Genomic DNA, 25,831 nt, shown 5'->3' on the forward strand with positions numbered 1-25,831 from the left:
TTCTAGCATGCCCAACATTCGTAACTGGCGCGAGATCATTGCAAGTCTGCTGCTCCTGGCCCTATTGGTTGCCCTGTCGGTCTCCGGGGTGTGGCGCAACGGCAACCTGACCTTCAGTGACTGGCTGTTCAACAGCGGTCTGGTGGCGGCCGAGGCCGACCCACAGGTGCTGCTGGTGGAGCTGGACGGACCATCAGTGCAGCCGCAAGCGCTGTCGACGCTGGTGTCGGAACTGGACGCGTTGGGCGCTCGAGCGTCGGTGCTGCTGCCTCCGGCCCAGCCACCGTCCGCGCAGGCGGCGGCGCTGGCGACCGATGCGCTGCTGGTGACCCGCTTTGCCGGCGAATACGGCACTCAGGTGCCGGAGGGCGAGGCCTGGCTGTTCCAGGGTGCAAGAACCTCCTGGGTCACCGCCCCGCAGTTCGATGCGGGCTATTTTCGAGCGGTTCCGGCAGGGTTCGTCGATCAAGGCATCAACCAGGCCACGGCCATCCCCGCCTGGTTTGTCACGGTGCAGGGCGGCGAGCGTGACCTGGCCGATGCCGTGGCACTGAACTTCGCGTTCCTGGAAAACGGTCTGCCGACCCTGAATCAACGCCAGATCCTGGCCGGGGAAGTCATCCCCGAGCTGGTCCAGGGGCGGGTGGTCCTGATGGCAACTGCCGACCCCACAGCCTCCCCGGGCTATCAGGTACCCGGCGCCGCCGAGCCTCTGAACAACCTGCAGATCCAGGGCCTGGCCTGGGCCACGGTGGCTGCCGATGCCGAGCTGAGATTCCCCGCGCCCCTGTGGATCGGGCTGGTGGTCGGCCTTATCTTTCTATTCAACCTGTTCGTGTTCCAATGGCTGTCGGTGGTAAACGGCGCTCTGTATTCCCTGGTTGTGGTGGTCGGCTTCGGGCTGCTGGGCTGGTGGTTGCTCGAGGCCTTTGACACGCTGCCGCCGGTGGCGGATGTCACCGCCGCACAATTGGTGTCACTGCTGTTTGTGTATCAGGCCCGCCGGTACACCGAAGCCAAGACCCTGACCACCATGCTCGGCATCACCCATTCCGCGCTGTTCGAACGGTACGTGCCGGAGGCGTTCAATGACAGCGAATCGCCCTGGCCCAAGCTGGTGGTGTTCATCAACCAGCAGCTCAACTTGAGCCGGACCATCCTGCTCGAACGGGTGTCCGGCGATCACCGGGTGCGGGAGATCCAGGCCCTGAACTGCAGCATTGACGATATTGCCGAGCAGCGCCGGGACTATGAACGCACCCCCTACAGCGATGCGCTGCAGCACCGGGGCGCGCTGCAGTTGCGCCGGGCGTTTCTGGAGCGCAAGGGCGATCAGGAGCTGGAGTACCTGACGCCGCTGATCTATGCCGGTGAAGTGCTCGGGTTCTGGGCGCTGTCGGTGGTGCCGGAGGAAAATTGGAGCCAGGAAGCCTTCGAAAACAACATCGCCAGTTTCGCCAGCCAAATCAGTGAACTGCTCTACCATCGGCAGCAGCTGGAGCGCGAGCGGGCGCGTCAGCGCCGCCTCGGCCGACGGATCCTGGCCCTGAACGTGGGTCGCACCCCCCATGAGCAGCTGCGTTCGGCCCAGGAACTGCTGGGCAACCGGCTGCTGTCGCTGGAGGCCATGTTCGACAACCTCGATACCGGCGCCATCATGTACGACCTCTTCGGCCAGGTGCTGCAGGTCAACGCCCGGGCCCTGGAGATTGCCGGCGAGGCCAAGCTGTCGGTGTACCGGATGACCGCCCTGGATTTCCTCTGCGGTCTGTGTGACCTGACCCAGGATGATGCCCGGCGCCAGCTTCGTCATGCCACGCTCAAGCGCGCACTGGTGCGTCTGCCGGTAAAACCTATCAATGGCTACCAGGGCCTGATTCTGCTCATCCGTCCCATCAGCGAGCACAGTGACCGGCCGGATGGCCGCACGGGGCCCGGTCTGTTCATGCCGTTCAAACTGCTTGGCCTGTCGTTCGAGCTGGTCGATATGAGCCACACCCGCAAGGCCCTGGGCTTTCGGGATGACCTGCTGCACCAGTTGGCGCTGGCGATCCGGGATCGACTGTCCCGGGCCACGCTGGCGGCGCGGCTGGCGGCGCCGGAGCTGACGCCCCTGGCCTCCGGCCAGCGGGTGCTGTCGGCCCTGCGCGGTACGGTCGAAGGCATTGAAAAGGCCCTGACCCAGGTGGAAGAGCAGATGGAAGACCGGCGGGAGGCCCTGAGGCTGGCGTCCACCACCCCGGTCAACCTGGTCCGGCTGGTGGAGGATGCGCTGTTGCGCAATCAGTCGCCGTTGAACGAAAAACGCATCGACCTGGCCTCGGACTGGCCCTACGCGCCGTCCCTGATCTGGGCCGACGCCGAAGTCCTGTCCCGGGTCCTGGACCGGGTGCTGGTGCTACTCTTAAAGGATGCAACGCCGGACGGGCGATTGTTCATCACCCTGAGCGAGCATCTGGAGCCGCGCCAACAGGCGCGCCTGGTGTTGAGCAACGAAGGCTATGGTCTGCCCCAGCAGACCCTCGACCGGATCTGGAACCAATCCGTGGCCGATCTGGTGGACAGCGATGATCCGCTGGAAGAGACCATGGGTATGCTAAAGTCCCTCGAAAGTTGGGGCGGACGAGCTCAGGTCAGTACGCGGGTTGGCAAGGGTTTTCGTCTGGAGATGGACTTCTCGACCTTGGGGTTCAGGGATGAGCACATTCTCTCCGAACGGGGACATGGCCCTGTAGGAAACCAAATGCAGAGTGGTCATGACAACGACAACAGCTGACAAGACACCGGGCCCCATCCTCATCGTTGAGGATGACTCGCTGATCCTCGAATTGATCGAGGAATTGCTCGCCAGTACCGGCCGGTCGGTACTGGCGGCCAGCAATGGCGTGGAAGCGCGGGACCAGGTCGAGCGGCATCCGGAGCTGGCGGCGGTCATAACCGACCTGGCCATGCCCGAGATGGACGGCACCAAGCTTATCGAGTGGCTGGCGCAGGAGCGGCCGGGCCTGCCGGTGCTGGTGGTTACCGGCACCAGTGCCCAGCAAAGCGGCGGGGTGCTCGACCGTTACAACCTCCTGGGCGTGATCCGCAAACCCCTGACCGACGACAAAATCGACCAACTTCTGGAGACCCTGGACTCTCTGGATGCTTGATAGCCTGTTCCCCCTCGCGCTGTTTCCAACTGGCGGTCTGTCCAGTTCGGTCATCACCACCGTCTGGGTGGGGGTGTGCGTGGTGGTGTTCCTTAACCTGCGGTTTGGCACCACCCTGTCGGGACTGGTGGTTCCGGGCTACGTCATTCCCCTGCTGATCGTGCGCCCGATCAGTGGCTACGTGGTGTTGTTCGAGGGGGTGGTCACCTACTTGCTGGCCCGCCTGCTGGCGGAACAGCTGCCCAAGGCCCTGGGCTACGCCGAGCTGTTTGGTCGTGACCGCTTCTTCGCCCTGATCCTGCTGAGCATTCTGGTGCGCCTGGTGTTCGACGGCGCGGCCTTCCCCTGGCTGGAGGGCGTGCTGGCGGAGCAGGGGATCGACTACAGCGTACGCAATAACCTGCACAGCTTCGGGCTGATCGTGGTGGCCCTGATCGCCAACCAGTTCTGGAACGGCGGACTGCGGTTTGGCGCCGTCTCCCTGGCGCTCTACCTGGGCCTGACCTACGTGTTGGTGCGCTTCGTGCTCATGGAGTTCACCAACTTCAACATCAACACCCTGAGCTACATGTACGAGGACCTGGCCAGTTCCATCCTCGCCAGTCCCAAGGCCTACATCATCCTGCTGGTGTCGGCGTTCCTGGCGTCGCGGATGAACATTCGCTACGGCTGGGAATACAACGGCATTCTGGTGCCCTCCCTGCTGGCGCTGCAGTGGTATCAGCCGTTCAAGCTGCTTGCCACCTTCGTGGAAACGTTCGTCATCTTCTTCCTGGCCCGAATGCTGTTGACGGTGCCTTTGCTGCGGCACCGCAATATCGAAGGCGCCCGGCTGTTGCTGCTGTTCTTCACCATCAGCTTTGGCTACAAGATGATCCTGGGCTTCGCCCTGATTGAGTGGCTGCCCCAGGCCAAGATCACCGACTATTACGGCTTTGGCTATCTGCTGGCCACCCTGATTGCGCTCAAGATGCACCAGAAGGAAATGCCTGCGCTGGTGACGCGGGCATCGCTGCAAACCTCGGCGGTGGCGGTGGTGGTTGCCAGCGTCATTGGCTTCGGCCTGACCCTGATTCCCGAGCGGGATTTCGCCCAGGTGCCGATCGACGAACGGGTCCGGGTGGAGCGGGTGACCAGCGCCCAGCCCCTGGACTATCTGCATCGGCGGTACGCGGACCTGTACGAATCGGAAAACCAGGCGCTGTTCCAGGCGCCCACGCCGGTGGAGCTGGATCGCATCGAAGCCGGCTTTGCCTGGCTTCGGCGGTTCAGTGAGCAAAGCGATTCCGAGGCCCTGGCCCGGGGCAACGCCTTGCTCGCCGCCAACGGCTTTCAGCTGGCGCTGGTGAACGAGCAGATCCTGGCGGTGTTCGACGCCAAGCCCGAACGGGGCTGGGGCGCCTATTTTCTGAACCTGGCGCCGGACATCCCGCTGATGGTGCAGGTGCCCGCCCCCCTGGACGAGAGTGCGGCGGCCGAGGCCGGGCTCTGGATGTTTGTCCAGGATCGTCCCCGGGCGCTGGCCATGGCCGGATCCCGGCGGTTCGCCAGTGCCGACGGTGCCGGCGATGCGCTGTTGAATCCGGCCACGGTGTTTCAGGCCTTCCACCGCACCTTTGCCGACGACAACGTGCTGCAGTTGCGCAACTACACCCAAGCCAACCTCCGGCCCCTGTTGGGGCTGCGGACCGAGGGGTTGAGCCTGGAGGCCCGGGTGCAGCAGTCCATGCTCTGGATCAAGCAGAGTCTGCCCGAGGGGCTGAACCTTCGGGACATCAAGGAGCGCACCGAGCAACTACAAGTGAATTGGCGGCCGTCGCCGCTCAACAACCGGCAGCGGGATGCGGTGGCGGGCGGCTTTGCCGAGCTGTTCATCGGCGCCGGGGACCTGAGGCGCTGGATTGCCTACAGCGATCAGTACCGGCTGCAGACCCAGCTGCAGAACGAACGCATTGATGGCTACCTGCAGCGCTGGCTGAGCGACAACAAAACCCTCATTGCCCGGGCGGGAACCAACGCCTTCCAGGCGCCGGATCTGGGTACCCTGGCGTTTTTTGACCAGCTGGTGCTCAAGCCCCTGTTCGAGCTGATCCACACCGACCTGCGCCAGGGGTGGGAGCCCCGCTTCGAGCCCCAGCTGGTGCGGCTGTCGGTGCTGGCCCAGAGCCAGGGCTACCGCATTTCCCGGTACCAGCACATTGAAACCCAGGCCAACTACCTGATCCTGGAGCCCGGCCCCGGGCTGGATAACCCGGCGCGCTACTGGGGTGTCTACGTGTTTCGGGTCGGGCAGGCGGCGCCCCTGATGGTCCAGGTGCCCCGGCCCCTGTACGAACTCAACACCTTCGAATTCGGCGCCACCTTTTTCGAGGAAAGCGGCGCCCGGACGCTGATGATTGCCGGTACCCACCCCTACGCCAACGCCGACGGCCGGGCCGACGTGGCCCACCCGGCCAATCAGCAGAATCTGTTCAACCTGGTGCACCAGGTCTGGCAGCGTGAATCCGGATCGGAGCCGATGGAAACCGTTCAGATGCGGGGCCTAGGGGATTCGTGGACCCTGGCGAACAGCGCCGCCGATGTCGTGGTGTCGTCCTATTACGGACTGGACAACCAGCCGCGCCGGGCCCTGATCGAATCGACCCTGGGCCAGTTCGGGCTGACCGTCGCCCGGGTCCAGGGTGACCTGTCGACCCTGGGGTACGAGACACCGCTCAATGCCCAGAGTCTGTATCTGCGGCTGGCCGACAACAAGGACTTGACCAGTCTCTGGCTGACCCCGGACACCCGCCGGCTGTTCCGTTCCGGGGAGAACGACCGCCAGCAGGAAAGCCAGTTCAAAGCGTTGGGGCTGCCCAGCGAGCTTGCCTCCCTGCCTGGCTACATCCGGCGCCAGGGCCTGGCCAATCTGGCGCCAGGGCAGGCGCAGGAGCTGATGGCAACGCTGGCGGACTATCGGCGCAGCGGCAACATCAGCTTTTTGCACACTCTGGTGCATAAGCATCCGAACCTGGCTTTCCGTCATCTGGTGGACCTGAACAGCCAGCAGGCTTTCGTGCTGGTCCAGAACGCCGCCAGCCAGGTGGTTGCAGTCGCGAACCTGCAACCGAGCAACGAGGAGCGAGCGCTGATCAATGGCGACCGGGTCGACGCCGCTGAGCTGGCGGACGCCGTGCGCCAATTCAGCAGCAGGCGCCAGGCCTTCCTGGTCGGCCGGGGAGCAGAACCATGAGGCTGCTTGGCCGACTGTGCCTGTTGGCGCTGGTGGTTTTCCTGGTGTGGCCGCTGGCCCAGCGTTATGTCCTGGCGCCGGTGACCGGCCTGTTCTGGGCCTCAGGCCCGCAACGGGCGAACCTGCCGGAGGAGGCGGAGCAGAGCACCGTCTTCTGGCTCGAGTCCGCGGATTGGTTGCGCTTCTCGCTGGCCGAGAACACCCCGACCCTGCGCATTCTGTCGCACCTGCAGATGCAGCCCGAGCAGAACACGGACGAATCGCTGGTGCGTTACGCCCTGGATTACCGGGTGCTGGCCAGGGATGGCGAGGTGCTGACGTCCGGGCGCTACCATTACAAGGCGGTGACCCTGCCGCCCCGGCCGCTGGCGGATGGCCGTGAGTTCCCGGCGCGCTTTTACGACGACCCCACCCTGGTGGCCAGCGCCCCGGAAAACCTGTTCGTTGACCTGTCGGCGCTGACGGGGGCGGTCACTCTGGAGCTGCGTGCGGCGTATCTGCCCGAGCCCCGGAACCGGGTCGGCGTGCAGGTCACCGGCCGCGAAACCCGCTCCCGGGAGGAAGTCGGACGACTCTGGCCCCGACTGAAGCCGGAGACCCGCGACCGCCTGCTCAGGCCGCACGTCTATCCGCCGCATCTGGTCAGCTCGTTCGAAATCGAGAACGCCCTGCAGTTGCGTTGGGTTCCCCTGGGGCCGGAAGGGGTCGCCGGTGATGATTTCGCCAGCGATTACCTGTACACCCTGTCGGTGCCACCGGCGCCGCCGGCCGAGGCGGAGCAGGCGCTGCCGCCCGGGCTCTACGCCGATCCGAACAAGTGGGTCACCCTGCCCGTGGACTATGACGGTAGCTACCGGCTGGAGATTCAGTCCGCCGACCCGTTGGTGACCGACGTCAACGTGAGTCTGGCGCACCAGCGCAACCAGGATCTGGAGACCCGGCAACAGCTGCTCACCGGTACCGCGCCCCGGTTGACCTGGACCGGCGACCTGGAACCGGGGCTGCTGCAGTTGATCCCCAGTGCGCCGGTGACGGTTCGGCTGTTTGACGTCACTACCGGCGCCGATGTGACACCGGACAAACGCTACCTCCTGGCGCACCCGGTGGCCGCCGACCAACCGGTTCGATTTGCGCTCGATCCGGACAGCGCCGAACCCCAGCCCGTGCGCCTGGATGTTCGAACCTTCAGTCACCCGCAGCGGGCCGGCTCCGGTCCGGACCCGCGCGTGCGCCTCGAGATCCGGGCTGCCGACGGCACGGTGTTGCAAAACTTCGAACAGTCGATCACGCCGGCCCCCAGCTTTTACCAGCGTTTCAGCCAGGACGCGTCGGACAGCGGGGTATCGGAAGGCCAGAGCCTGTTCCTGGAAGCCAGCTCGGGGGCGGCCGAGGTCGCGGTGATCAGCAACACCCCGGTGCTGGTGACCGGCTATACCAGACTGGCCAGTCTACCCCTGGTTCGGGCATTGCCCGAATCGCGCCGGCCGTGGCAGAGCTACGGCGATCGGGTGCCGAGCTGGTTCCTGATGAACCCCGTGGCGACTGCAGCCAGTGGCCAGGGTCCGGTTTCCCTGCAGTGGTTCTTCCAGCCGATCGAGCGCAATGAGGCCCTGCTCAGCGGTCAGTACGACTGGCAGGGCCTGGACATTAAGGGCGCCAGCCTGCAACGGGACGTGCTGTTCCCGCACCAGCTCAGTGGCCCCCTGCGGGACACGGCGGTCGGCAGTGTGTTTCGCGCCTTGCCCGAGGGCGCGGTCTCGTTGGAGTTGGTGCCGCCGAGCCCCGGTCTCCCGTTCCGGCCCGAGCTGATCTATCAGCGCAACGGGGCGCAGCCGACCACGGTTACGGTCCTCAAGGACGGGGCCGTCTGGCTCAGGCGAGGCATCGCCGGGCGTACCGGCCGGTTTTCATTGCCGGTGGTGGCGCCCGGCCAGTACCGGATTGAAGTGCAGGGGGACGGTCAGTGGTTTCTCAATCACAACCGGCCGCCGGTCGGCGCCGGCTATCTGCAGCGCTCCGTCTACAGCCTGGACGGCGCGGGCCTGACCTTCGAGCTGGACAAGACCGAGGCCCGGGAAGTGGTTAACTTTGACGTGGTGGCGCCGCCCGGGGTGGACCGGTTTGCGGTCGAGGTGGCGGTTGCTGCGGACCGGCGGGCGACGGGGTTGCTGACCGATTACAGTGTCCTCAAGCGCCGGTTCGAGTTGGAGGTGCAGGAGCGGACCACGCTGGTGCTGGGCACCCAGTCCCAGCCCGCGGCCGCGCCCATGAGTGTCGCCTTGCCACTGGGCGAGGATATGCCGCCCGGGCGCTACCGGATCTCGGTCCGAGCCGATCGGGCCGGGGGCCTGGTGTCCGCGTACACGGTTCGGGAAGGGCAGCGACAGACATACCGTTTCTTCAGGAGATCCTTGGATGGCCACTAAGTTCGCATCGAAAGCCTGTTGTGTGCTGCTGGGGCTGCTGGCGGCCTGGCCCGCCCTGGCGATGGAGCCTGGCGACCTGAGGGACGCCCTGCAGCGCAAGTCGGACCGGTATCTGGTGCTGGACGCCGAGGTCCTGCTTGAACTTGAGGCGCAGTTTCGCACCCTGTTGAGCCGGGACGACGACCGGGACCTGGATTCGGTGCGTTCTCAGCTGGAGCAGGTGGGTTTCGGCTGGCATCAGCTGGATGATGGCGTGCTGCTGCTGACCGACGCCGACGAACGCGGGCTGGGACACTATCTGTTCCGGCTGACGTCCGACTCGCCGCTGATGGTGCAGGCCCCGCATCAGTTTTTCGACCGGCACTCCGGCGAGTTGGCGCTGAATCTGTTTCTGGCCGGCCGTGGCTCGGTGCTGGCACTGAACAGTGCCCATCGGCGCACGCCCATCCGGCATCGCAGTGGCAAGGCCGATCTGGCCCACCTGGAGGGCACGGTGTTCGATGCCCTGACTCGCGCCTTCAATCAGACCCGCCCGGACGCCGCGGTGGTCCAGTTGCATGGCTTTGCCGCCGGCAAACGGAAATCGCCGGAAGGGCGCCGGGCCGACCTGATTGTCAGCAGCGGTCAGCGCTGGCTGCAGCCCCAGGCCGCCGAGTTCGCCGCCTGTTTTGCCGAATCCGGCCGCTGGCAGGTACTGCGCTACCCGGTGGATGTCGGGGAGCTGGGCGGCACCACCAACGTTCAGGGCGCGTTGCTCCGGCGCCTGGGCAACAACCGGTTTGTGCACCTGGAGCTGTCGCGGCCGTTGCGGGACCGGCTGCGGGTGGATCGTGCCGAGTTTGATCGCTTCAGTGGCTGCGTTCAGGCCCTGGCGGGCGGTCGTCCATGATGCCTCGGTGGCTGCCGGCGCTGCTGGGCTGCCTGCTGGTGCTGCCAGCCAAGGCCGGACTGGCGGTGGATAACGAACTGGTTGGACCCGACCAGCGCGCGCCCCTGGTCTGGCAGATTGTCCGGCCTTTTCAGGGCGCCGTGCCCGGCAACGAAGTCGCCAGTGCCGGCGCCATTACCGCCTTGGAGCCGGGGCAGGGCGCCCGGTTTCTGGTCGAGTCCGGACGCTACCTGCGCCTGCGGCCCTGGGGCGAAACCTCGTCCCTAACCGCGCTGGAGGTGCTGCAGTCCCGGACCGGTGGCTGGTTTCAGCCGCTGCCCCTGACCCGGCTGGCGGTCGACGGCAGCCGGGCCAGCACGGCGCCCCTGCCGGCGGACCGGGAAATCTGGCTGACCAACACCGGCGCCGAACCGCTGCAATTCCAGGTGGCGGAAGGTCGACGGGTGCCGACGCCGGAAGCCTTCCGTTGGCATCCCCGGTCCATCGAGGGCCTGCCCGAGGTGACGGTGGGCCAGCACCCGCAACAGGCCCTGCAGCGTGGCCATTGGCTGCACCACACCGAGCCCCACGAGTTCCGGGTGCAGGGCCCGGGTCTGTTTGCCGTCGAGCTGCGCGACGTTCGCAACGACCTGGCCGATGCCCGCCGGCATCGACTGGCTGTCGGTCTGGACGACGAACCGCTTGAGCGCCATTACCTGCATTTCGCCGACGACAACGATCATGTCTATCACCTGAAGCGGCGCTCGCTGTTGTTGAGTCAGCCCGAGCGCTTGTACCTCTGGGTGCCGGAAGGCGACCACCGGGTCACCCTCAAGGCCGATCACGACTTGTTGCTGGCCTTGCTGCAGGCCCAGCCCGACCGAATCAGTTCGTCGGCGTCGGAGCGGCCCTGGCGTGAAACCGAGGCGATCCTGCGCGACCGCTTGCTGTTCCAGCAAAGCCAGCGCCAGCGGGCCACGGAAGCGGTGCTTGAACAGGGCGCCGGCGCCGCCCATCTGGCGGCTGCCAGCTTCGATTCCGAGGCCGCCCCGGGCTGGCCGGGTGGCTTTCTGAACAACCGCTTCAGTTTGAGCTACACCCAGGACCGGCTCCTGTGGCCGGACCAGGGCGCCCCCCAGAAACGGCTGGTGGCGCAGACCGCGGAACTGAACCTCACGCCCGATGACGAGCTGCGCTTTGTGCCGCCAGGCCCGGTTGACCTCGAACCGGAGACCTTCTTCCAGGTCGCCCATCGGCCCCTGACCCTGGCCCTGCCGGAAACGCCGGGCCCGACCGAGTTGCGACTGACCCTGGCGTATCCGGAGCAGTCCGCGAGCCTGAGGCTGAGCGCCGGCGATCGGCAGTGGCTGCTGCGCTTCTCCGACGCCACCCTGGCGCACGGTGGCCAGCTGCGACTGACTGGTCAGAGCCAGGCGCAGCAGGGGCTGCCGACCGCCGCGCCCAAGGTCATGACCGGTGACCTGACCCTGGATCTGCCGGAGGGTACGTCGACCGTGCGGATCGAAGCCCTGGAAGGCGCCACCTGGGCCCGTGCGACGGTGCGCGAAGGCCGTCACCCGGCCCTCACCGAACCGGAATATTGGGACTTCCTGAGGGCGTCGGACATGGCGGGCTTGGCCCGCAGCTGGCGTGCTCCGGTTCCGGGACAAACCGACGCTCAGGCACCGGTGCCAGCCTCGCTGTGGCGGGACAGTCAGTTCCTGCGAGACTGGCTGAACAGTCGCTACCACAGCTTCATCGACGATCTGTCGCCGGCGTTCAAGGTGCCCTCAGACGCCGAGGCCCTGGCCAATCTGGACGGGCTGGTGGCCAGTGGCGAAGACACCCTGGCGGTCAGCTATGCCCAGGGCCTGTACGTGTATTCAAACAGTGCCCGGGTTCGGGGCCGGGCCTACCGGTTCCTTACCCAGACCTGGCGTCGCGAGGACAATCAGTACGGACTGGAAAGCCTGCTGGCGACGGCGTTTCTGCACCATGATGACGATCGGGTGCTGCCCGAGCTGGCGCTGATGCTGGAGCGCCAGGGGCTCGATACCGAAGCGCTCAAACTGGCCCTGGTCCTGTACCGGTCCGGGCGCTACACCGGCCAGCAGGTGCAATTGCGGGAGCAGGCAATGCGACTGGCGATACAGGCGGACTGGCCGCTGACCCTGCACGAATTGACCCAGGATTTGCCGGCACCGGAGCGCTCGGGCTGGCGTCAGCTGTATCTGGCCGAACACTACAACGTAGCGCCGGAGCCCCAGGACGAGTCGGTGGCGCCTCCGGTCCTGGCGTTTTGGGCCAGTCTGCCGGAGCGCGAGCACCTCACCGCCTCGGCCTGGCTGCGACAGTTTCATGAGCGCTATCCCGGCCGCTGGCGCTGGCAGGACTGGCCTGGGGGTTTTGCCGGGGAGCTGGACCGGGTCAACCTGTACAACCCGGACCTGGATCGTTTCTACCAGCGTTACCGGGTGGCGCCGGACCGGCCGCTGGCCCTGACCGTCACCGGGCCTGTGCGCCTGCGCCTGAACGCCCGGCTGCTGCATCAGCAGCGCGACAGCCGGCTCAACGATTGGCTCAGGGTCCGACACAACGGCCGGGCCTACCGGTTTCCCGTGCTCAACAGCGGTGTCTTCAACCGGCATCGGATCATCGGTTCCGACACCGAGTTCCCTGGCCGCCTGGCACAGGTCGAACTGGAACTGGGGCCGGGCCAACACCAGCTCAGCGTGGCCCCGGAGCAGCACCGCGCCCTGGTGCAGGCCGAGATCGAGACCTCCGCGATGTTTGCCGCCAGCTACCTGTCGGCGCAGAACCGGGACTGCTTTGGCGCCGGCGCCCGGCCGGAACCGATCAGCGACCGTCAGCAGCCGATCCCGGTGCCCCTGATCGCACCGCCCTGGGCCGAGGGCACAGAATCCCGGGGTTGGGTCGGGGGCTGTGCCGAGTTTGCCCGGGAGCGCGAGCATGACGCTGCCAGGGTCCAGGGTGCGCCGGACTGGGGTGAGGTGGTGTTCACGCCCGCGCCAACGCCGGCGGCCGCATCCAGCGCACCGGCGCCGGACCGTGCCCAGGACGCGGTGGTGGTGGCCCGTTACCTGGACCAGGTGCTCAAGACCGACGGCTTTGCCCGGAATCCCGGGCTGGTGGCCCGCAGCAACGCCTTGGCGGCGCAGCATCCGGATGACACCGGCATTCAGCAGCGCCTGGCGCTGATCAATGCCGACCACTACTGGGAGCGCGAGGAGCTGGTCATCGACAGCGCCGGTATTCGCCAGTTCGATGCCAGTGGCTGGCCGCCGGCCTTGCCCTATCTGCGCCAGCGCCAGCAACTGCTCAGCCAGCAGCCTGCGCCCTCGGAACTGGCGATGAGCGGGCCTGAGCCGGTCGTGGTCGAGATCAACCAGGGCGAGCGGCGCCGCTATCGTCTGGATCTGCGGCTAGACAAGGTAGGCTTCCAGCGGGTGACGCCGGTGGCGGTGGATGTCCGGGTTGATGGCCAGTGGTACGCACGCCAGACCCTGAGCGAAGCCGCGCCCAGTGGCCGGGTGCAGATGCAACTTCCGGCCGGCGCGAGCCAGCTTGAACTGCAGTTGGTGGCGCCAACCAGCCGGCACTGGGTTTATGCCCAACTGTCGGCGCGCGCGGCGGCCAACGGCCCCTGGCAACCGGTAGAGCGGCCCGAGCGCCGGGCCTACCAAACCAGTCTGCCGGGCCAGCCCCTGGTCATTTACCTCGACCAACCGTCCTGGCTGCGTCTGGAAGTCTACGATGGCCAGCAGCGGGTCCAGCGCTACCGGTACGTGGCGTCCGCCGGCAATCTGGTGTTGCGCCAACGCGATCTGGGTGGGCCCTATGTCCGGGTCTATGCCCTGCGGCACCAGCCCGGCAAGCTGACGGCTCCACCGCCGGTATCGACCCCGGTGCTGTCGCCCTGGCCGGAGCCGGTTCAGAAGGCGGACGTGGCGCGCCCGGAGGCGTTGATGTCGGACGCCCTGGCCATGCCCACTCGTGACGACGGCACCCAGGGCGCATACGCCGAGCTGGCGCAGCGCCGGAATTTCGATGGTGGCGCCGACGCCCAGACCGAGCGCTATCTGGAACTGGGCTGGCGGTACCAGCAGCAACCGCTGTTTTCACGCTGGACCTGGCAGTCTGATCTGTTCCTGCGTGAACACAGTGGCGACGAGAGTCTGGTGCTGGGGAGTCAGCAATGGCTTACCCTGCGACCGGACAACCGGCACTGGCGCCTGAATCTGTTTGCCGGCGGTTACTGGCAGCCACGAGAGGGCGCAGGCAGCCTGTACGGACAGGCCCAGTTGCACGCCAACACCCCGCTGGCCTACCACTGGAGTCTGGACAGTGAGCTGACCGGGTTCGGCCGCTGGCTGTCGGTAAGTTCGAACCCACAGCGCCAGGCCTACGATGACGACGTGTTTACCGAGTACAAAACCGACCATCGCCATGGCCTGGAGTGGCAGGAGGCCCTGAACTACCAGCCCTGGCAGGACAGCCGCTGGCGCGCGGTCGTGGGCGTCAGGACCAACGAGGATTTCAGCCCGGACCGGTTCGGCGTGTCACTGCGCTGGGACGAATTTTGGCACCGGGACACCCGCACCTATGTGGGGCTGGAGCAGCGCTGGTTGATGGCCGATGACGACCGCGCGGGCGCCGGTACTCAGCAGCTGCTGAGTGCCGGCGTCGACTGGCGACTCTGGGAACGCCACGGCCGGCGCTGGTCCCTGGGGTTCGACCTGAGCATGGATCTGGATCAGTCCCAGCCGGCCCTGGCGCTGTCCCTCGGGTTCGACAATCCGGGAGCCAAGCGCCTTGAGGACTTCCGGGCCGAGCGCTTCCCGTTTTTCCCACTGCAGGAAATCAACGCGGCCCGGGCCGTGGACACGAATGAGCTGAACTATGTCGAATAACTCCGATCTGGCGGACATGACGCTCCGGGAACACATGCTGCTGGGGCTCGCGGGCGAATGGCGCCGGGTCTACGACCACCTGGCGCGCCAGCTCGAGCGGGAATTCCAGGGCTGGCAGCAGGCCGGTAACCGGCCAGAGACGCTGGCGGCATCCCAGTGGCGGGTGCAGCAGGTGGCCAGTTTTCTGGAATATCGGGTCAGCCAGACCCTGGACAGTCTCGGTGAGTTGCACGCTGGTTACCGGGCCTTTGTCGCCCGGTACCAGGGCGCCAGCAGCGAACTGGAACGGCGCCAGCACAGCCTGGCCTATGCCGCGGAACTGGGCCAGAGCCGGCGAGGCCTGCGCGCCGATCGTCGGGCCCTGGACCGGTGGCTGGACGCCTCGGCCCTGCGGGACCGGTATCGGCGCAAGGTCAGTGAGCAGGAGCGACTACTGACCTTCTGCGTCCACCGGCTGAACGCCAACATCTGCTTTTTCATCGGGCAGTTCACCCAGGGCCGGGAACGGTCGGCAAGTCTCGAGGCCATCAGCAACAACGCGCTGATGGAACGTTTGCTCACCAGCAAGCTGGATCATCGGGCCACCCTGGCGGGGCTGTCGCTGATGTCCGGTTTGCTGGCAGTCAGTGACGGCGAGTTCGGCGAGCATATCGAGCCGCAGCTGCTGCAATATTGCTATCGGCTGTGTAACGACCCGGCCCAGCCGGTCTGGCTGCAGGTGCAGGCGTTGGATGTCATTACTTGGCTCGATGGCAGTGCGGCCCTGGACATCGTTCAGGAACGTTTCAACCGGGGTGAGACCGGCGATCAGATCTTCTTCCGGGCGCGCGCCCTGAAGGTACTGACGACCGTTCAGGCCCAGGCTGACGCCCAGGAGCTGTTCCGTCAGGCCTGCACCGACACCAGCGAGCACGTGCGCCAGAGTCTGGTGCGGTTGCTGCCGGTTCTGGAGCGGGCACTGGGCCGGCAGCTCATCGATCTGCTGCTCGAACAGGAGCAATGCGACCGGGTCCGGGCCCGGGTGCTGCAGGTGCTGCCGGTGTTGATCGAATCGGATCTGTGTCCGCCGGCGCAGGCGCTGGCCCGGGTGACCGCTGAATTGACTCCGGACGGCCCCGGGCTGGTCGCGCGCGCGGCCTTTGAGGTCCTGGTGGCACTGGGGCAGGCGGGCGCCTTGTCCGGCGAGCAGCTGACCGAAGTCGCCGGTGTGCTGACCCGGCTGAACCTGCAGCATCAAGACACCGCCATACGCCGGGCCGCGGCCCAGACCCGGGAACGGCTGTGGGCCGGCCAGCAAGCCCTGGCCCAATGGCCCAAGTTCCAGTTGCTTGAGAGTCTGGACTGGCAACAGCGGTCTCGGCTTCGGCTCCAGCACAACGTCAGCGATGAGGAACTGGGGCGCTTTTTCGCCAGCCTGGCGGGCGACAGCTTCGGCTATGACGTCCGGCGCCGGGGCGCTCGGCTGCGTCTGACCAGCGGGTCCCGATACCAGTTCCGGACCTGGCGCCTCCTCCATGAGTTTCGAACCAGCGCCAGCGACAAGCGGCAGAACTACAACCACACCAAGGGGCGGGTGTTCCACGGCCACCTGCAGGCACCGGCCTGGCACCTGGCTGAACTCAGCCAGACCACCGTGCCCGGCGAGCCGGTGCACATGGCCGAGGACGGCGACTGGCGCCCCTACCTGCCGCTGGTGGACCAGGTGCTCTCGGCCCTGGACCAGGGCTGGCCGACCCGGCCTGTGGACATCTACACCCCGGAGGGCATTACCCGCATCCACCCGCCGCGGGGACTGTTCGCCCGGCTGCGGGCTCGCAGCCTGATCACCCTGCGGTTTGCCCGTCTCAGCCGAATGCGCAACTGGCGCTCGTCCAGCGCCCAGGCGCCGGAGCGCTATCTGGCGGAACTGGAGAAGCTGGGGTTCCGGTTCGAGCTGCTGGGCCATCGGGATCCGGCCGGCGAGCGCTACCAGACCGACCCCCGGGTGCGGCGGTTTTTCCCGGGCCTGGCCAGCATTGCGCCCTTGCCGGTGCTGTGGTCGGATTTCAAAACCTATTTTTACTCGGTCTACGAAAACAACCTGCAGCATCTGGTGATCTTTCTCGGCGCCGCCGCGGCGGTGTTCTTCGGCCGGCACGTCTACATTGGCCGCCAGATGAAACAGGCCCGGGCCACGCTGCCGCTGGTCGTCGGCGGCTGGGGCACCCGGGGCAAGTCCGGGACCGAGCGCCTGAAAGCGGCGGTATTCAACGCCGAAGGTCTGGGTGTGGTCTCGAAAACCACCGGGTGCGAGGCGATGTTCCTCTACAGCCCGGCGCACGGCAATCTGCGGGAGATGTTCCTGTTTCGGCCCTACGACAAGGCCTCGATCTGGGAGCAGGTGGATCTGGTCCGACTGGCCTCGCGGTTCCGGGCCGATGTCTTCCTGTGGGAATGCATGGGGCTGACGCCTCGCTACGTCCAGATCCTTCAGGAACAGTGGATGCGGGATGATCTGGCCACCATCACCAACTGCTACCCGGATCACGAGGACATTCAGGGGCCGTCGGGTATCGAGATTCCCCGGGTCATGCGCAAGTTCGTGCCAAAACGCAGCAAGCTGATCACCACCGAGCACAACATGTTCCCGTTCCTCCGCGCCGCGGCGCAGGACAAGGGCAGTGCCATCATCAAGGTGAGTGACCTGGACGCCGAGCTGCTGCCGGCCGATGTGCTGGCGCGTTTTCCCTACGAGGAACACCCCTCCAACATCGCCCTGGTGCTGAGGATGGCCGAAGAACTGGGTCTGGAGCCGGATTACGCCCTGAAGGAAATGGCAGACCGGGTGGTACCGGATCTGGGCGTGCTCAAGATCTATCCGCGCGTCACCGTGGACGGCCGCCACCTGACCTTCATCAACGGCATGTCGGCGAACGAGCGCCACGCCGCCCTGGCGAACTGGCGCCGCCTGCGGTTTGACCAGTACCACCCGGCCGACAAGCCGGACGCCTGGGTGGTCACGGTGATCAACAACCGCGCCGACCGGGTCCCCCGATCCCAGGTGTTCGCCCGCATGCTGGTGGACGACCTGAGCGCCGACCGCCACTTCCTGATCGGGACCAACCTGGACGGGCTGAAGGCCTACATCGATCAGGCCTGGGTCGACCGGCTCGGGAACGAGAATTTTGCCCAACAGAGTGGCCCTGCGCTGGCCGAGCGACTGGCCGAGTACGCCCACCAATTGCGGGTGAGCACCAGCGAGTCGATGCTGGCCGGACGTATCCGCGCCATGCTGTCTGGGCTGGGGCTTGAACCCGGCTCCGACGCCCCCGATGGCACCGACATCGACGCCCTGGAGATATACTGCAACGAGGCCGGCCTGGCGCCAGAGCAGGCCCGGTCGGTGCTGGCCCAGGGCCGGGCCGATGCCCAGGAATGGTTGGACTACCGCGACCTGCAGCAGCGCTTGGCTGCCGGGTCCGCCGGCGCGAGCGAGCTCGAGCAGGCGCTCACCGGCTGGTTCGAGCGTCGGATCGTGGTGCTGCCCAACAGTCACGCCACCGGCGACCAGTCGATCCGGGACATGGTCAATGCCACGCCCCCGGGGCTCGACACCCACATGATGGGGATGCAGAACATCAAGGGCACCGGGCTCGACTTTATCTATCGATGGCAGGCCTGGGACCGGCATTACCAGGATGGCCAGCAACTGCTGGCGGACGATCCCGAACGCGCCCTGGCGGCCGCCCGCAGCCTGGCCGCGGTCGAGGATTTTGGCTGGCTGGATTTCGACTACCTGACGCCGCTGCTGACCCGGGCGGCGGAGCTGCCGGGCAATCAGACCCAGGCTATCCAGTCGGAACTGGCGTTGATCCGCAGTCAGTTGGACCAGTGTCGCGATCGTCTGCAACGGGCCGATGCAAGCAAGCGTGAGAGCAGCCGGGGCGAGCGGCTGATCGATGCCTTGGAAGCGGTGCTCGATGCCGGCGCGGCGGTCCGGCGGCGCAAACGGGTCGGGCAAATCTACCGGGACCTGGCCGGCCAGCGCATCAGCCATGAACGGGCGGCGCTGGAGTTGAAGCAGATCAACCGGTCGCAAAAAGGCGGCTGGCTCAAGGAGCGTTTGTTGCGTGGCAGGTCCGGTTTTGCCTGAGCGTCGGTGGCGCAATATTCGCCCGGACCGGGTTGGTTTTGGCATTCACCGAAAAAATGCCGAATATAGATCATATAAATTTCAATTATAAAATCGTAGGGACTAAAGTGGTCGTCAACGTCAGCACCAGACTGTGACACGGATCGCGGATGCTGGCTTCGGAGTTTGCTTCGCGCACCGCTCCATCGAATTAGAAAACCAACGTAGAAAGGATAGAGACCATGCCCTACGCACAAGACGTTGACCAGATTGCTTCCATCCTGAAGCAGCACCCGACCTGGAACGCTATCAACCCGAAGCACGCAGCTCGCATGCGCGCCCAGAACAAATTCAAGACCGGCCTGGACATCGCCAAGTACACCGCCAAGATCATGCGCGAGGACATGGCCAACTACGACAAGGACACGTCCCAGTACACCCAGTCCCTGGGTTGCTGGCACGGCTTCATCGGCCAGCAGAAGCTGCTGTCCATCAAGAAGCACTTCGGTTCCACCAAGCGTCGCTACCTGTACCTGTCCGGCTGGATGGTTGCCGCCCTGCGTTCCGAGTTCGGTCCGCTGCCTGACCAGTCCATGCACGAGAAGACTGCCGTTTCTGGCCTGATCGAAGAGCTGTACACCTTCCTGCGTCAGGCCGATGCCTGGGAACTGAACCACCTGTTCCGCGCCCTGGAAGAAGCCGAAAACGCCGGTGACAACGCCAAGGCCGACGAGCTGATCAAGCAGATCGACAACCACGAAACCCACGTTGTCCCGATCATCGCCGACATCGACGCTGGTTTCGGTAACGCCGAAGCAACTTACCTGCTGGCCAAGCAGATGATCGAAGCCGGTGCCTGCTGCATCCAGATCGAAAACCAGGTGTCTGACGAGAAGCAGTGTGGCCACCAGGACGGCAAGGTAACCGTTCCGCACGCTGACTTCCTGTCCAAGATCAACGCTGTTCGTCTGGCGTTCCTGGAGCTGGGTGTGGACGACGGTGTCATCGTTGCCCGTACCGACTCCCTGGGCGCTGGCCTGACCCAGAAGATCGCCGTAACTGAAGAGCCGGGCGACCTGGGTGACCAGTACAACAGCTTCATCGATGGCGAAGTGATCGAGAAGGCTGAAGACATCAACAACGGCGACGTTGTTATCAAGCAGAACGGCCAGCTGGTACGGCCGAAGCGTCTGGCATCTGGCCTGTTCCAGTTCAAGCCGGGCACTGGCGAAGACCGCGTTGTCCTCGACTGCATCACCAGCCTGCAGAACGGCGCTGACCTGCTGTGGATCGAAACCGAGAAGCCGCACGTTGGCCAGATCGCTGGCATGGTTAACCGCATCCGTGAAGTGGTGCCCGATGCCAAGCTGGTTTACAACAACAGCCCGTCCTTCAACTGGACCCTGAACTTCCGTCAGCAGGTGTTCGACGCCTGGCAGGAAGAAGGCAAGGACGTATCTGCCTACGACCGCGCCAAGCTGATGAGCGAAGAGTACGACAGCACCGAGCTGGGCCAGCTGGCCGACGAGTGGTGTCAGAACTTCCAGCGTGACGCGTCTCGCGAAGCGGGTATCTTCCACCACCTGATCACGCTGCCGACGTACCACACTGCGGCCCTGTCTACCGACAACCTGGCCAAGGGCTACTTCGGTGACGAAGGCATGCTGGCCTACGTTGCGGGTGTACAGCGTAAAGAAATCCGTCAGGGTATCGCCACCGTTAAGCACCAGGACATGGCTGGTTCCAACATCGGCGACGACCACAAGGAGTTCTTCGCTGGTGACGCGGCCCTGAAGGCCGGTGGTAAAGACAACACCATGAACCAGTTCGGTTAATCGACCGGTTCGGTTGTCGCTCCCGGGTTTGCCCGGGAGTCACGTCAAAGAAAAGCCCCGCCATTGGCGGGGCTTTTTTGTGCCTGCGATTCAGGGAATCAGTGCGCGGCCTCCCGGAACCGGCGGATGCGTTCCGAAGTCCCCGGGTGGCTGGAGAGCAGGTCCTCAAGTGCCGCCCAGCGGTCGTCGGAGTCGTCGCCCGTGTCGGCGGCGGAGCTTTCGGCCTGGGCGCTCAGGCGGGCCATGATGTTGGCGAAGTGGGCGGGGTCTATACCCCGCAGCTGCAGGGTTTCCAGTGCATAGTCATCGGCCTGACGCTCCATGTCCCGGGAGTAGGACAGGCTCATCAGCACCGCCGGCAGGACCACGGTGGTGTCCGAGAAGGCCGACAGATCGCCGGTCATCATCACGATCAACCAGAAGGTCAGCGACGATTGCACCATGCCCTGCATGCCATGGCGGTGGGCCACGTGGCCCACCTCATGGGCCAGGATGCTGAGCAGCTCATCATCGTGTTGGGCCAGCGCCACCAGATCGTCGGTGAAGATCAGGGTGCCGTCGGGCAAGGCCAGGGCATTGGCGCCGATGGCCGGTGAGTCCCGGAACTGAACGTTCAGGCGCTGGCCCGAGACCGGCTCCAGCAGCGGTGCAAAGTGGGCTCGCAGTGCCTGCTGGCGCTGCTCAGGCAGGGTCGTGGGTTCCAGCCAGGTGCTGTCCAGGGACGCCAGGGTGGTTGCCCCGACCTGCTCGGCGATGCTGTCCGGCAGCGCGTGAGCCACGGCCTTGGCGGTCCAGGGCACGCCGTAGACAAAGGCTCCGGCGGTCACGGCGAGGGTGACCACCGCGGCCACCAGGATCAGGCCCAGGTTATGCTCCAGTCGATGCAGCAGACGGCCCCAGCGGCCGCTGGCCGAGCGCCGCCCCAGGGCGTCGACTAGGTCGTTGTCGGTGGTCTCAAAGACACCGTCTTCCGGCAGGTGCAGGTATCGGGGGGTGTTGCCCACCCGAGGCGAGATCGTCAGCTCCTGCCAGGTCAGGGTCCGTCGCTGCGAGGCGGTGATCAACTCCAGCAGCGCTCCGGACGAACGCAGCAGGGCGTCCTCCCGGAGTGAGCTGCCGCCGGAGTAATACTGCCCTTCAATGACCAGCTCAGATGGCGGCGAATTCGACATCGAAGGCGTCTCCAAGCTCCTGACCCAGGGCGCTGGTCCGGTTCTGCTCGGCCGCCACGAAGTGGTCCAGGTCGCCGGCAATCAGCATGGTGGTGCAGGCGGCCCGATAGCGCGCCATGCGCACCTTGGCCCAGGGCGTGAACAGACCCAGGGTCAATGCCACCAGCAGGCTGTTGCTCAGATAGATCCACACCATCTGCCCGGGTTTCAGGGTGGATTCGAAGTGGTGCTCAGCCAGTTGGGTGGAATTCAGGAACAGGTTGGCGACACCGGCCATGAAGAAGCCGAACAGAGTCAGGTAGCCGACCGCGCCGATCACCGCACCGAGTACCGGCGAGGCAAAGCGCGCGCCGGCCCAGGCCGCGACACCGAAGCCCAGGGCCAGCAGCAGGGCCTTCCCGAACAGCAGGTAATAGGCCTTGTTGGGCGCTGCCAGCTCAAATTCCGTGGTGCCGTAGCGACTGCCATCGGCCACGAACTGATGGGTTTTGCGCAGTACCAGCGGGGTCAGCAACAGCAGGCACAGCAGATTCAGCAGCGGCCAGACGAAGGCCACCATGAAGGCCTGGCCATAGCGGCCCTGAAAATCGAACCGGATGTTGCGGTAGGCGCTGTTGATGGCGCGGAAGCGAAGCGAGCGGATCATGATCCAGGGCACCAGGAACACAAAACCGACGGCAAAGGCGATCGCCGCCTCAAGAAACAGCTCGGACAGCACCACGTAGGCCACCAACACGGCCAGGGCAATCAGGCGGCCTTTCAGGATGGTGATCGGGCTGGCCAGGTACTGGAAGCTGGCGTCGTTCAACCGGGTATGGCCGTAGAAGTACTGGTTGTTGCGAACCGTGGCCCAGGCCGAGTAGATGCCCAGGGTCAGGATGGTGAGCAGGATGTTCACGATCCAGATGCCAAAGTACTCACCGCCCCGGCCGGTGAACGTCAGTGGCGCTCGCTTCCGGTCGTCGGTGCCGGCACTGGCCACGGGGGCGTCGGGTGTGGCGGGCCCAGCCGGGGTGTCGGCCGTCGGCTCCGATGCCGGGGCCGGCGGAACCGCGGAGCGGGGCTGTTCGGTGATGCGGACCTCGACGCCGGCGGCCGTCAGCCGCTGGTGGTAGATCAACGCTTCGTCGTGGCTCAGGTTGGATTTGATGGTGGACGAGGCGGAGGGTGAGAACAGGCGCTCGATCCGTTCCCGGGAGGCATTGAACAGATCCTGCAGGCTGGTTTTGACCTGTTCTTCCTCGAATCCGTCCAAGACCTGACCGGTGAAGACGACTTGATACGACTCGGTCGACATGGGTGCTCCTTTTTACGTTTCCTGGGTCATCGGGGCCGCAGCCCCGCCGATGCTTCCGTGCTGATACAGGACGGTAACTCCGCGACATTACCAGAGTTTCATGTCGGCGGTGTGAGCAATCTGGCATTTCATGTATCGGTTTGTGACGGGCGTGCCAGCGGTTTGCCTCTTGGTTTTTTTAACACCACTGGTGCCATCTAACTTTCTGAAATTGAAACTGAAACCCTTTGGAGCTCCGTGCCGTCGGCATTTCCCTGTTTCAGCCCTGAAACAGAACCCTCCGCTTGATGGGTCCTCTAAGTCGACCGGTTTTCAGAAAAATCATTTAATAACATAAGTTTGCGATGGGTTGGTAAAAGCTGGCACGGGAATCGCTAAAGCCCGATTGGGTCAAAACCCTGGGGTGTCCGGCACAGCGCAGGTTGGGTGAGATCCAGTGTGACCAACAACATCAAAGGAATTGACGCTATGAATACCAAGAAGAGCTTGCTAGCAATCGCCGTCGCCATGGGCCTGGGTTTCTCTGGTGCAACACTGGCTGATCCAACCCTGGGGGGAGATGGAGATCCGAACACCAACGCCAATGACGGTTCCGCCGCGCTGAACGATGTGGCCAACACCGACATCGCCGATTCCGGCAACACCGACGCCAGCACCAACAACACCGCCACCGACTCGTTCAAGATCAAGGACAGTGGCAATGACAACTCCGACAACAGCGTGGATGTCACCGACTCGTTCAAGATCAAGGACAGCGGCAATGACAACTCGGACAACAGTGCCCACGTGACCGACTCGTTCAAGATCAAGGACAGCGGCAACGACAACTCGGACAACAGCACCCACGTGACTGACGCGTTCAAGATCGCCAATAGCGGCAACACCGATGACAACTCCGACAATAGCACTGACCTGGATCTGTCACTCAACGTGTTCCTGAACAATGCGGATCTGGATGGCACTGTCTCTGGCACTACCGTAACTTACGGCAGCGGCATTGGCGCCGACAACGACACCTACGCCAAGCACTACAACAAGATCTCGGATAATTCCGCGAACTTCACCGGTGTTGGTGCAATTGCCCAGAACAACGGTCATGGCTCGGTCAACCAGGCCAACGTGAGTGTGCAGTCCAATCTCTCAGCAGGCGGTAATTGAGGAACATGGGGTAGCGCCCTCTCGGGCGCACCCCGGTTACTGCCGGGAGGCATGTCATGGCTGACATAGTCAAAGGGATGCTGAACACGGGGAGTGCCCTGGTCCTGCTTGGACTGGCAACGGTGGTCTCGGCGGACGACTTTCTGGATCTGGCGCCCCTGAGCGCCGACCAGTTAGACAGCGCCAGCGGCCGGCAGGGGGTGCCCCTGCAGCTGCAGTTGAACGACACCGAGCAGAACGCCGCCGTCATCGGCAACGTGATTTCCGGGCCGTCCATGACCGGAGACAACATCATCTCCGACCAGGCGTTTGGAAACATGAGCGGGATTGCCACGGTGATCCAGAACACCGGCAATCAGGTCGTGATTCAGGACAGCACTCAGGTCAACATTCACATCAATCATTAACCGGAGGTGGACCATGGTGACACGGAGGCTTGGGGTACTTGCTGCCGGCGCCGCCATGCTGTGGTCCACTGCCTTCGCCGGTTCGGTTGCCATCCCCGGGCTGGGTGGCGGGATTCAGGTGGAAGTGGAGAGTTACCAGGCCAAACGGTTCAGCTCGGTGCTGCGCCAGCAATACGATTTCAGTTGTGGATCCGCAGCCCTGGCCTCGCTGTTGTCCTATCACTACGACCACCAGGTCACCGAGATGGAGGTGTTCAACGGCATGTTTGCCCTGGCGGACCCGGACAAGGTGCGCAACGAGGGCTTCTCCATGCTGGACATGAAACGCTACCTGGAGTCCCAGGGCTATCGGGCGGATGGCTTTCGGTTGCCGCTGGAGGGCATTCGGGAACAGGTCCGGCTACCGGTGATCGCGCTGGTGAATCTTGAGGGGTTTCGGCACTTCGTCGTGATCAAGGGCATCAGTGAGCGTGAGGTGTACGTGGGCGATCCGGCGCGAGGCCTGAAGGTCTATTCGCACCGGCAATTCCAGGATTACTGGGACGGTACGGCCTTTGTCATACGCAGCCACGTTGAGCAGGGGCGCAAGGCCTTCGAGATGGATGGCGACTGGGCGCAGTACGTGCGAGCGCCCCTGAACCGAAGCCCGGCTGGGCCTTCTCTGGGTCATACCCTGCCGACCTGGCCCACACCAAGGGAGTGGTAACATGATGATCAAACCCGATGGCAGCGCCGCCCTGGCGCTGACCTTCATGGTCGGGCTGGCGGTGGCGCCGGCGTTGTCGGCGGCGGTGTTTCCGGAACCGGCCCTGAGCGACGAGGAACTGGCGTCACTGCGGGGTGGGTTCGTGCTCGATAACTTCGAAATTCGCATCGGTCTGGAACAGGTGGTGTCCATTGACGGAGAGACGCTCGCGGTCAACCGCCTGACGATCCCGAACCTGAACCGGGCCACCAACGGTGCCAATGTGCCGCACACGGTGGAAACGGTGGTCACCGGTGGGGCTGGCGGACGCGGTGGTCAGACCCTGGTGTCGTCGAAGTCCGACAATGGCGGCTGGCTGACCCTGATCCAGAACAGTATGAACGGGACGGCAATCCAGAACAGTCGGAAGCTGAACATCGAACTGAACAACTTCGGTGCCAGCTTCAACCGGTTGCCTGACAGCATGCGCGACCCAGTGCTGCAACTACTCAATCATCACTAGCGGGGGGCGGCGCAGCAGCGCCGCCCCATTGGCA

The 25,831-nt window shown here is 64.9% G+C and carries 14 protein-coding genes; 12 read left to right on the plus strand and 2 right to left on the minus strand.

From position 1 onward, the window contains the following. The first annotated feature begins 7 nt into the window (after window positions 1-7). The 8 genes from U5822_RS08205 to U5822_RS08240 all read left to right on the plus strand — a co-directional run bounded on the left by U5822_RS08205 (window position 8) and on the right by U5822_RS08240 (window position 20,555). On the plus strand, window positions 8-2,776 hold the full coding sequence (locus tag U5822_RS08205) for a hypothetical protein (RefSeq protein ID WP_322855141.1): 2,769 nt from the start codon (window positions 8-10) through the stop codon (window positions 2,774-2,776). After that, on the plus strand, window positions 2,757-3,152 hold the full coding sequence (locus U5822_RS08210; protein WP_322855142.1) for a response regulator: 396 nt from the start codon (window positions 2,757-2,759) through the stop codon (window positions 3,150-3,152). Before U5822_RS08205 ends, U5822_RS08210 begins: the two co-directional genes overlap by 20 nt. Next, window positions 3,145-6,384: a poly-gamma-glutamate biosynthesis protein PgsC/CapC gene (locus U5822_RS08215; RefSeq protein WP_322855143.1), complete on the plus strand. Its 3,240-nt coding sequence runs from the start codon at window positions 3,145-3,147 to the stop codon at window positions 6,382-6,384. Before U5822_RS08210 ends, U5822_RS08215 begins: the two co-directional genes overlap by 8 nt. After that, window positions 6,381-8,810, plus strand: coding sequence for a hypothetical protein (locus U5822_RS08220; protein WP_322855144.1), 2,430 nt, complete (start codon window positions 6,381-6,383; stop codon window positions 8,808-8,810). The genes U5822_RS08215 and U5822_RS08220 overlap by 4 nt, the downstream gene beginning before the upstream one ends. After that, window positions 8,800-9,699, plus strand: coding sequence for a hypothetical protein (locus U5822_RS08225; protein WP_322855145.1), 900 nt, complete (start codon window positions 8,800-8,802; stop codon window positions 9,697-9,699). Before U5822_RS08220 ends, U5822_RS08225 begins: the two co-directional genes overlap by 11 nt. Then, window positions 9,696-14,609 carry a hypothetical protein gene (locus U5822_RS08230; RefSeq protein ID WP_322855146.1) on the plus strand — a complete coding sequence of 1,638 codons (4,914 nt, stop codon included), beginning with the start codon at window positions 9,696-9,698 and terminating at the stop codon, window positions 14,607-14,609. Before U5822_RS08225 ends, U5822_RS08230 begins: the two co-directional genes overlap by 4 nt. After that, window positions 14,599-18,741 (plus strand): hypothetical protein, encoded by a 4,143-nt coding sequence (locus U5822_RS08235; protein WP_322855147.1) that lies wholly within the window; start codon window positions 14,599-14,601, stop codon window positions 18,739-18,741. The genes U5822_RS08230 and U5822_RS08235 overlap by 11 nt, the downstream gene beginning before the upstream one ends. A 221-nt stretch (window positions 18,742-18,962) precedes the next feature. Next, entirely contained in the window at window positions 18,963-20,555 is a 1,593-nt protein-coding gene (locus U5822_RS08240; RefSeq protein WP_322855148.1) for an isocitrate lyase, read from the plus strand. Between the two features lie 98 nt (window positions 20,556-20,653). On the opposite strand, the gene U5822_RS08245 is transcribed toward U5822_RS08240, so the two are convergent. Both U5822_RS08245 and U5822_RS08250 read right to left on the minus strand, forming a co-directional pair. Then, complete coding sequence (locus tag U5822_RS08245; protein ID WP_322855149.1) at window positions 20,654-21,727, minus strand: M48 family metallopeptidase; 1,074 nt, start codon at window positions 21,725-21,727, stop codon at window positions 20,654-20,656. Next, complete coding sequence (locus U5822_RS08250) at window positions 21,705-23,024, minus strand: YjgN family protein (RefSeq protein ID WP_322855150.1); 1,320 nt, start codon at window positions 23,022-23,024, stop codon at window positions 21,705-21,707. Before U5822_RS08250 ends, U5822_RS08245 begins: the two co-directional genes overlap by 23 nt. 468 nt (window positions 23,025-23,492) lie before the next feature. On the opposite strand from U5822_RS08250, the gene U5822_RS08255 reads away from it, so the two are divergent. Genes U5822_RS08255 through U5822_RS08270 form a run of 4 tightly spaced genes read left to right on the plus strand, consistent with a single transcriptional unit; the run spans window position 23,493 to window position 25,797 of the window. Further along, the gene (locus U5822_RS08255; protein WP_322855151.1) at window positions 23,493-24,182 is read left to right on the plus strand and encodes a dentin sialophosphoprotein; all 690 of its coding nucleotides are present in this window, start codon (window positions 23,493-23,495) and stop codon (window positions 24,180-24,182) included. Between the two features lie 56 nt (window positions 24,183-24,238). Beyond that, window positions 24,239-24,589: a hypothetical protein gene (locus tag U5822_RS08260; protein ID WP_322855152.1), complete on the plus strand. Its 351-nt coding sequence runs from the start codon at window positions 24,239-24,241 to the stop codon at window positions 24,587-24,589. A gap of 13 nt (window positions 24,590-24,602) precedes the next feature. Then, window positions 24,603-25,295, plus strand: a complete 693-nt coding sequence (locus U5822_RS08265) for a C39 family peptidase (protein WP_322855153.1) — start codon at window positions 24,603-24,605, stop codon at window positions 25,293-25,295. Between the two features lies 1 nt (window position 25,296). Further along, window positions 25,297-25,797, plus strand: a complete 501-nt coding sequence (locus U5822_RS08270) for a hypothetical protein (RefSeq protein ID WP_322855154.1) — start codon at window positions 25,297-25,299, stop codon at window positions 25,795-25,797. Window positions 25,798-25,831: the final 34 nt, after the last annotated feature.

Origin of the sequence: Marinobacter qingdaonensis, from assembly GCF_034555935.1 — a bacterium.
Taxonomy (GTDB): Bacteria; Pseudomonadota; Gammaproteobacteria; order Pseudomonadales; family Oleiphilaceae; genus Marinobacter; species Marinobacter qingdaonensis.

What these genes read in the sequence shown, in the direction of transcription:
- U5822_RS08205 (WP_322855141.1), top strand. Translation starts at nt 8, where the DNA reads ATGCCCAACATTCGTAACTGGCGCGAGATCATTGCAAGTCTGCTGCTC.
- U5822_RS08210 (WP_322855142.1), top strand. Translation starts at nt 2,757, where the DNA reads ATGACAACGACAACAGCTGACAAGACACCGGGCCCCATCCTCATCGTT.
- U5822_RS08215 (WP_322855143.1), top strand. Translation starts at nt 3,145, where the DNA reads ATGCTTGATAGCCTGTTCCCCCTCGCGCTGTTTCCAACTGGCGGTCTG.
- U5822_RS08220 (WP_322855144.1), top strand. Translation starts at nt 6,381, where the DNA reads ATGAGGCTGCTTGGCCGACTGTGCCTGTTGGCGCTGGTGGTTTTCCTG.
- U5822_RS08225 (WP_322855145.1), top strand. Translation starts at nt 8,800, where the DNA reads ATGGCCACTAAGTTCGCATCGAAAGCCTGTTGTGTGCTGCTGGGGCTG.
- U5822_RS08230 (WP_322855146.1), top strand. Translation starts at nt 9,696, where the DNA reads ATGATGCCTCGGTGGCTGCCGGCGCTGCTGGGCTGCCTGCTGGTGCTG.
- U5822_RS08235 (WP_322855147.1), top strand. Translation starts at nt 14,599, where the DNA reads ATGTCGAATAACTCCGATCTGGCGGACATGACGCTCCGGGAACACATG.
- U5822_RS08240 (WP_322855148.1), top strand. Translation starts at nt 18,963, where the DNA reads ATGCCCTACGCACAAGACGTTGACCAGATTGCTTCCATCCTGAAGCAG.
- U5822_RS08245 (WP_322855149.1), bottom strand. Translation starts at nt 21,727, where the DNA reads ATGTCGAATTCGCCGCCATCTGAGCTGGTCATTGAAGGGCAGTATTAC.
- U5822_RS08250 (WP_322855150.1), bottom strand. Translation starts at nt 23,024, where the DNA reads ATGTCGACCGAGTCGTATCAAGTCGTCTTCACCGGTCAGGTCTTGGAC.
- U5822_RS08255 (WP_322855151.1), top strand. Translation starts at nt 23,493, where the DNA reads ATGAATACCAAGAAGAGCTTGCTAGCAATCGCCGTCGCCATGGGCCTG.
- U5822_RS08260 (WP_322855152.1), top strand. Translation starts at nt 24,239, where the DNA reads ATGGCTGACATAGTCAAAGGGATGCTGAACACGGGGAGTGCCCTGGTC.
- U5822_RS08265 (WP_322855153.1), top strand. Translation starts at nt 24,603, where the DNA reads ATGGTGACACGGAGGCTTGGGGTACTTGCTGCCGGCGCCGCCATGCTG.
- U5822_RS08270 (WP_322855154.1), top strand. Translation starts at nt 25,297, where the DNA reads ATGATGATCAAACCCGATGGCAGCGCCGCCCTGGCGCTGACCTTCATG.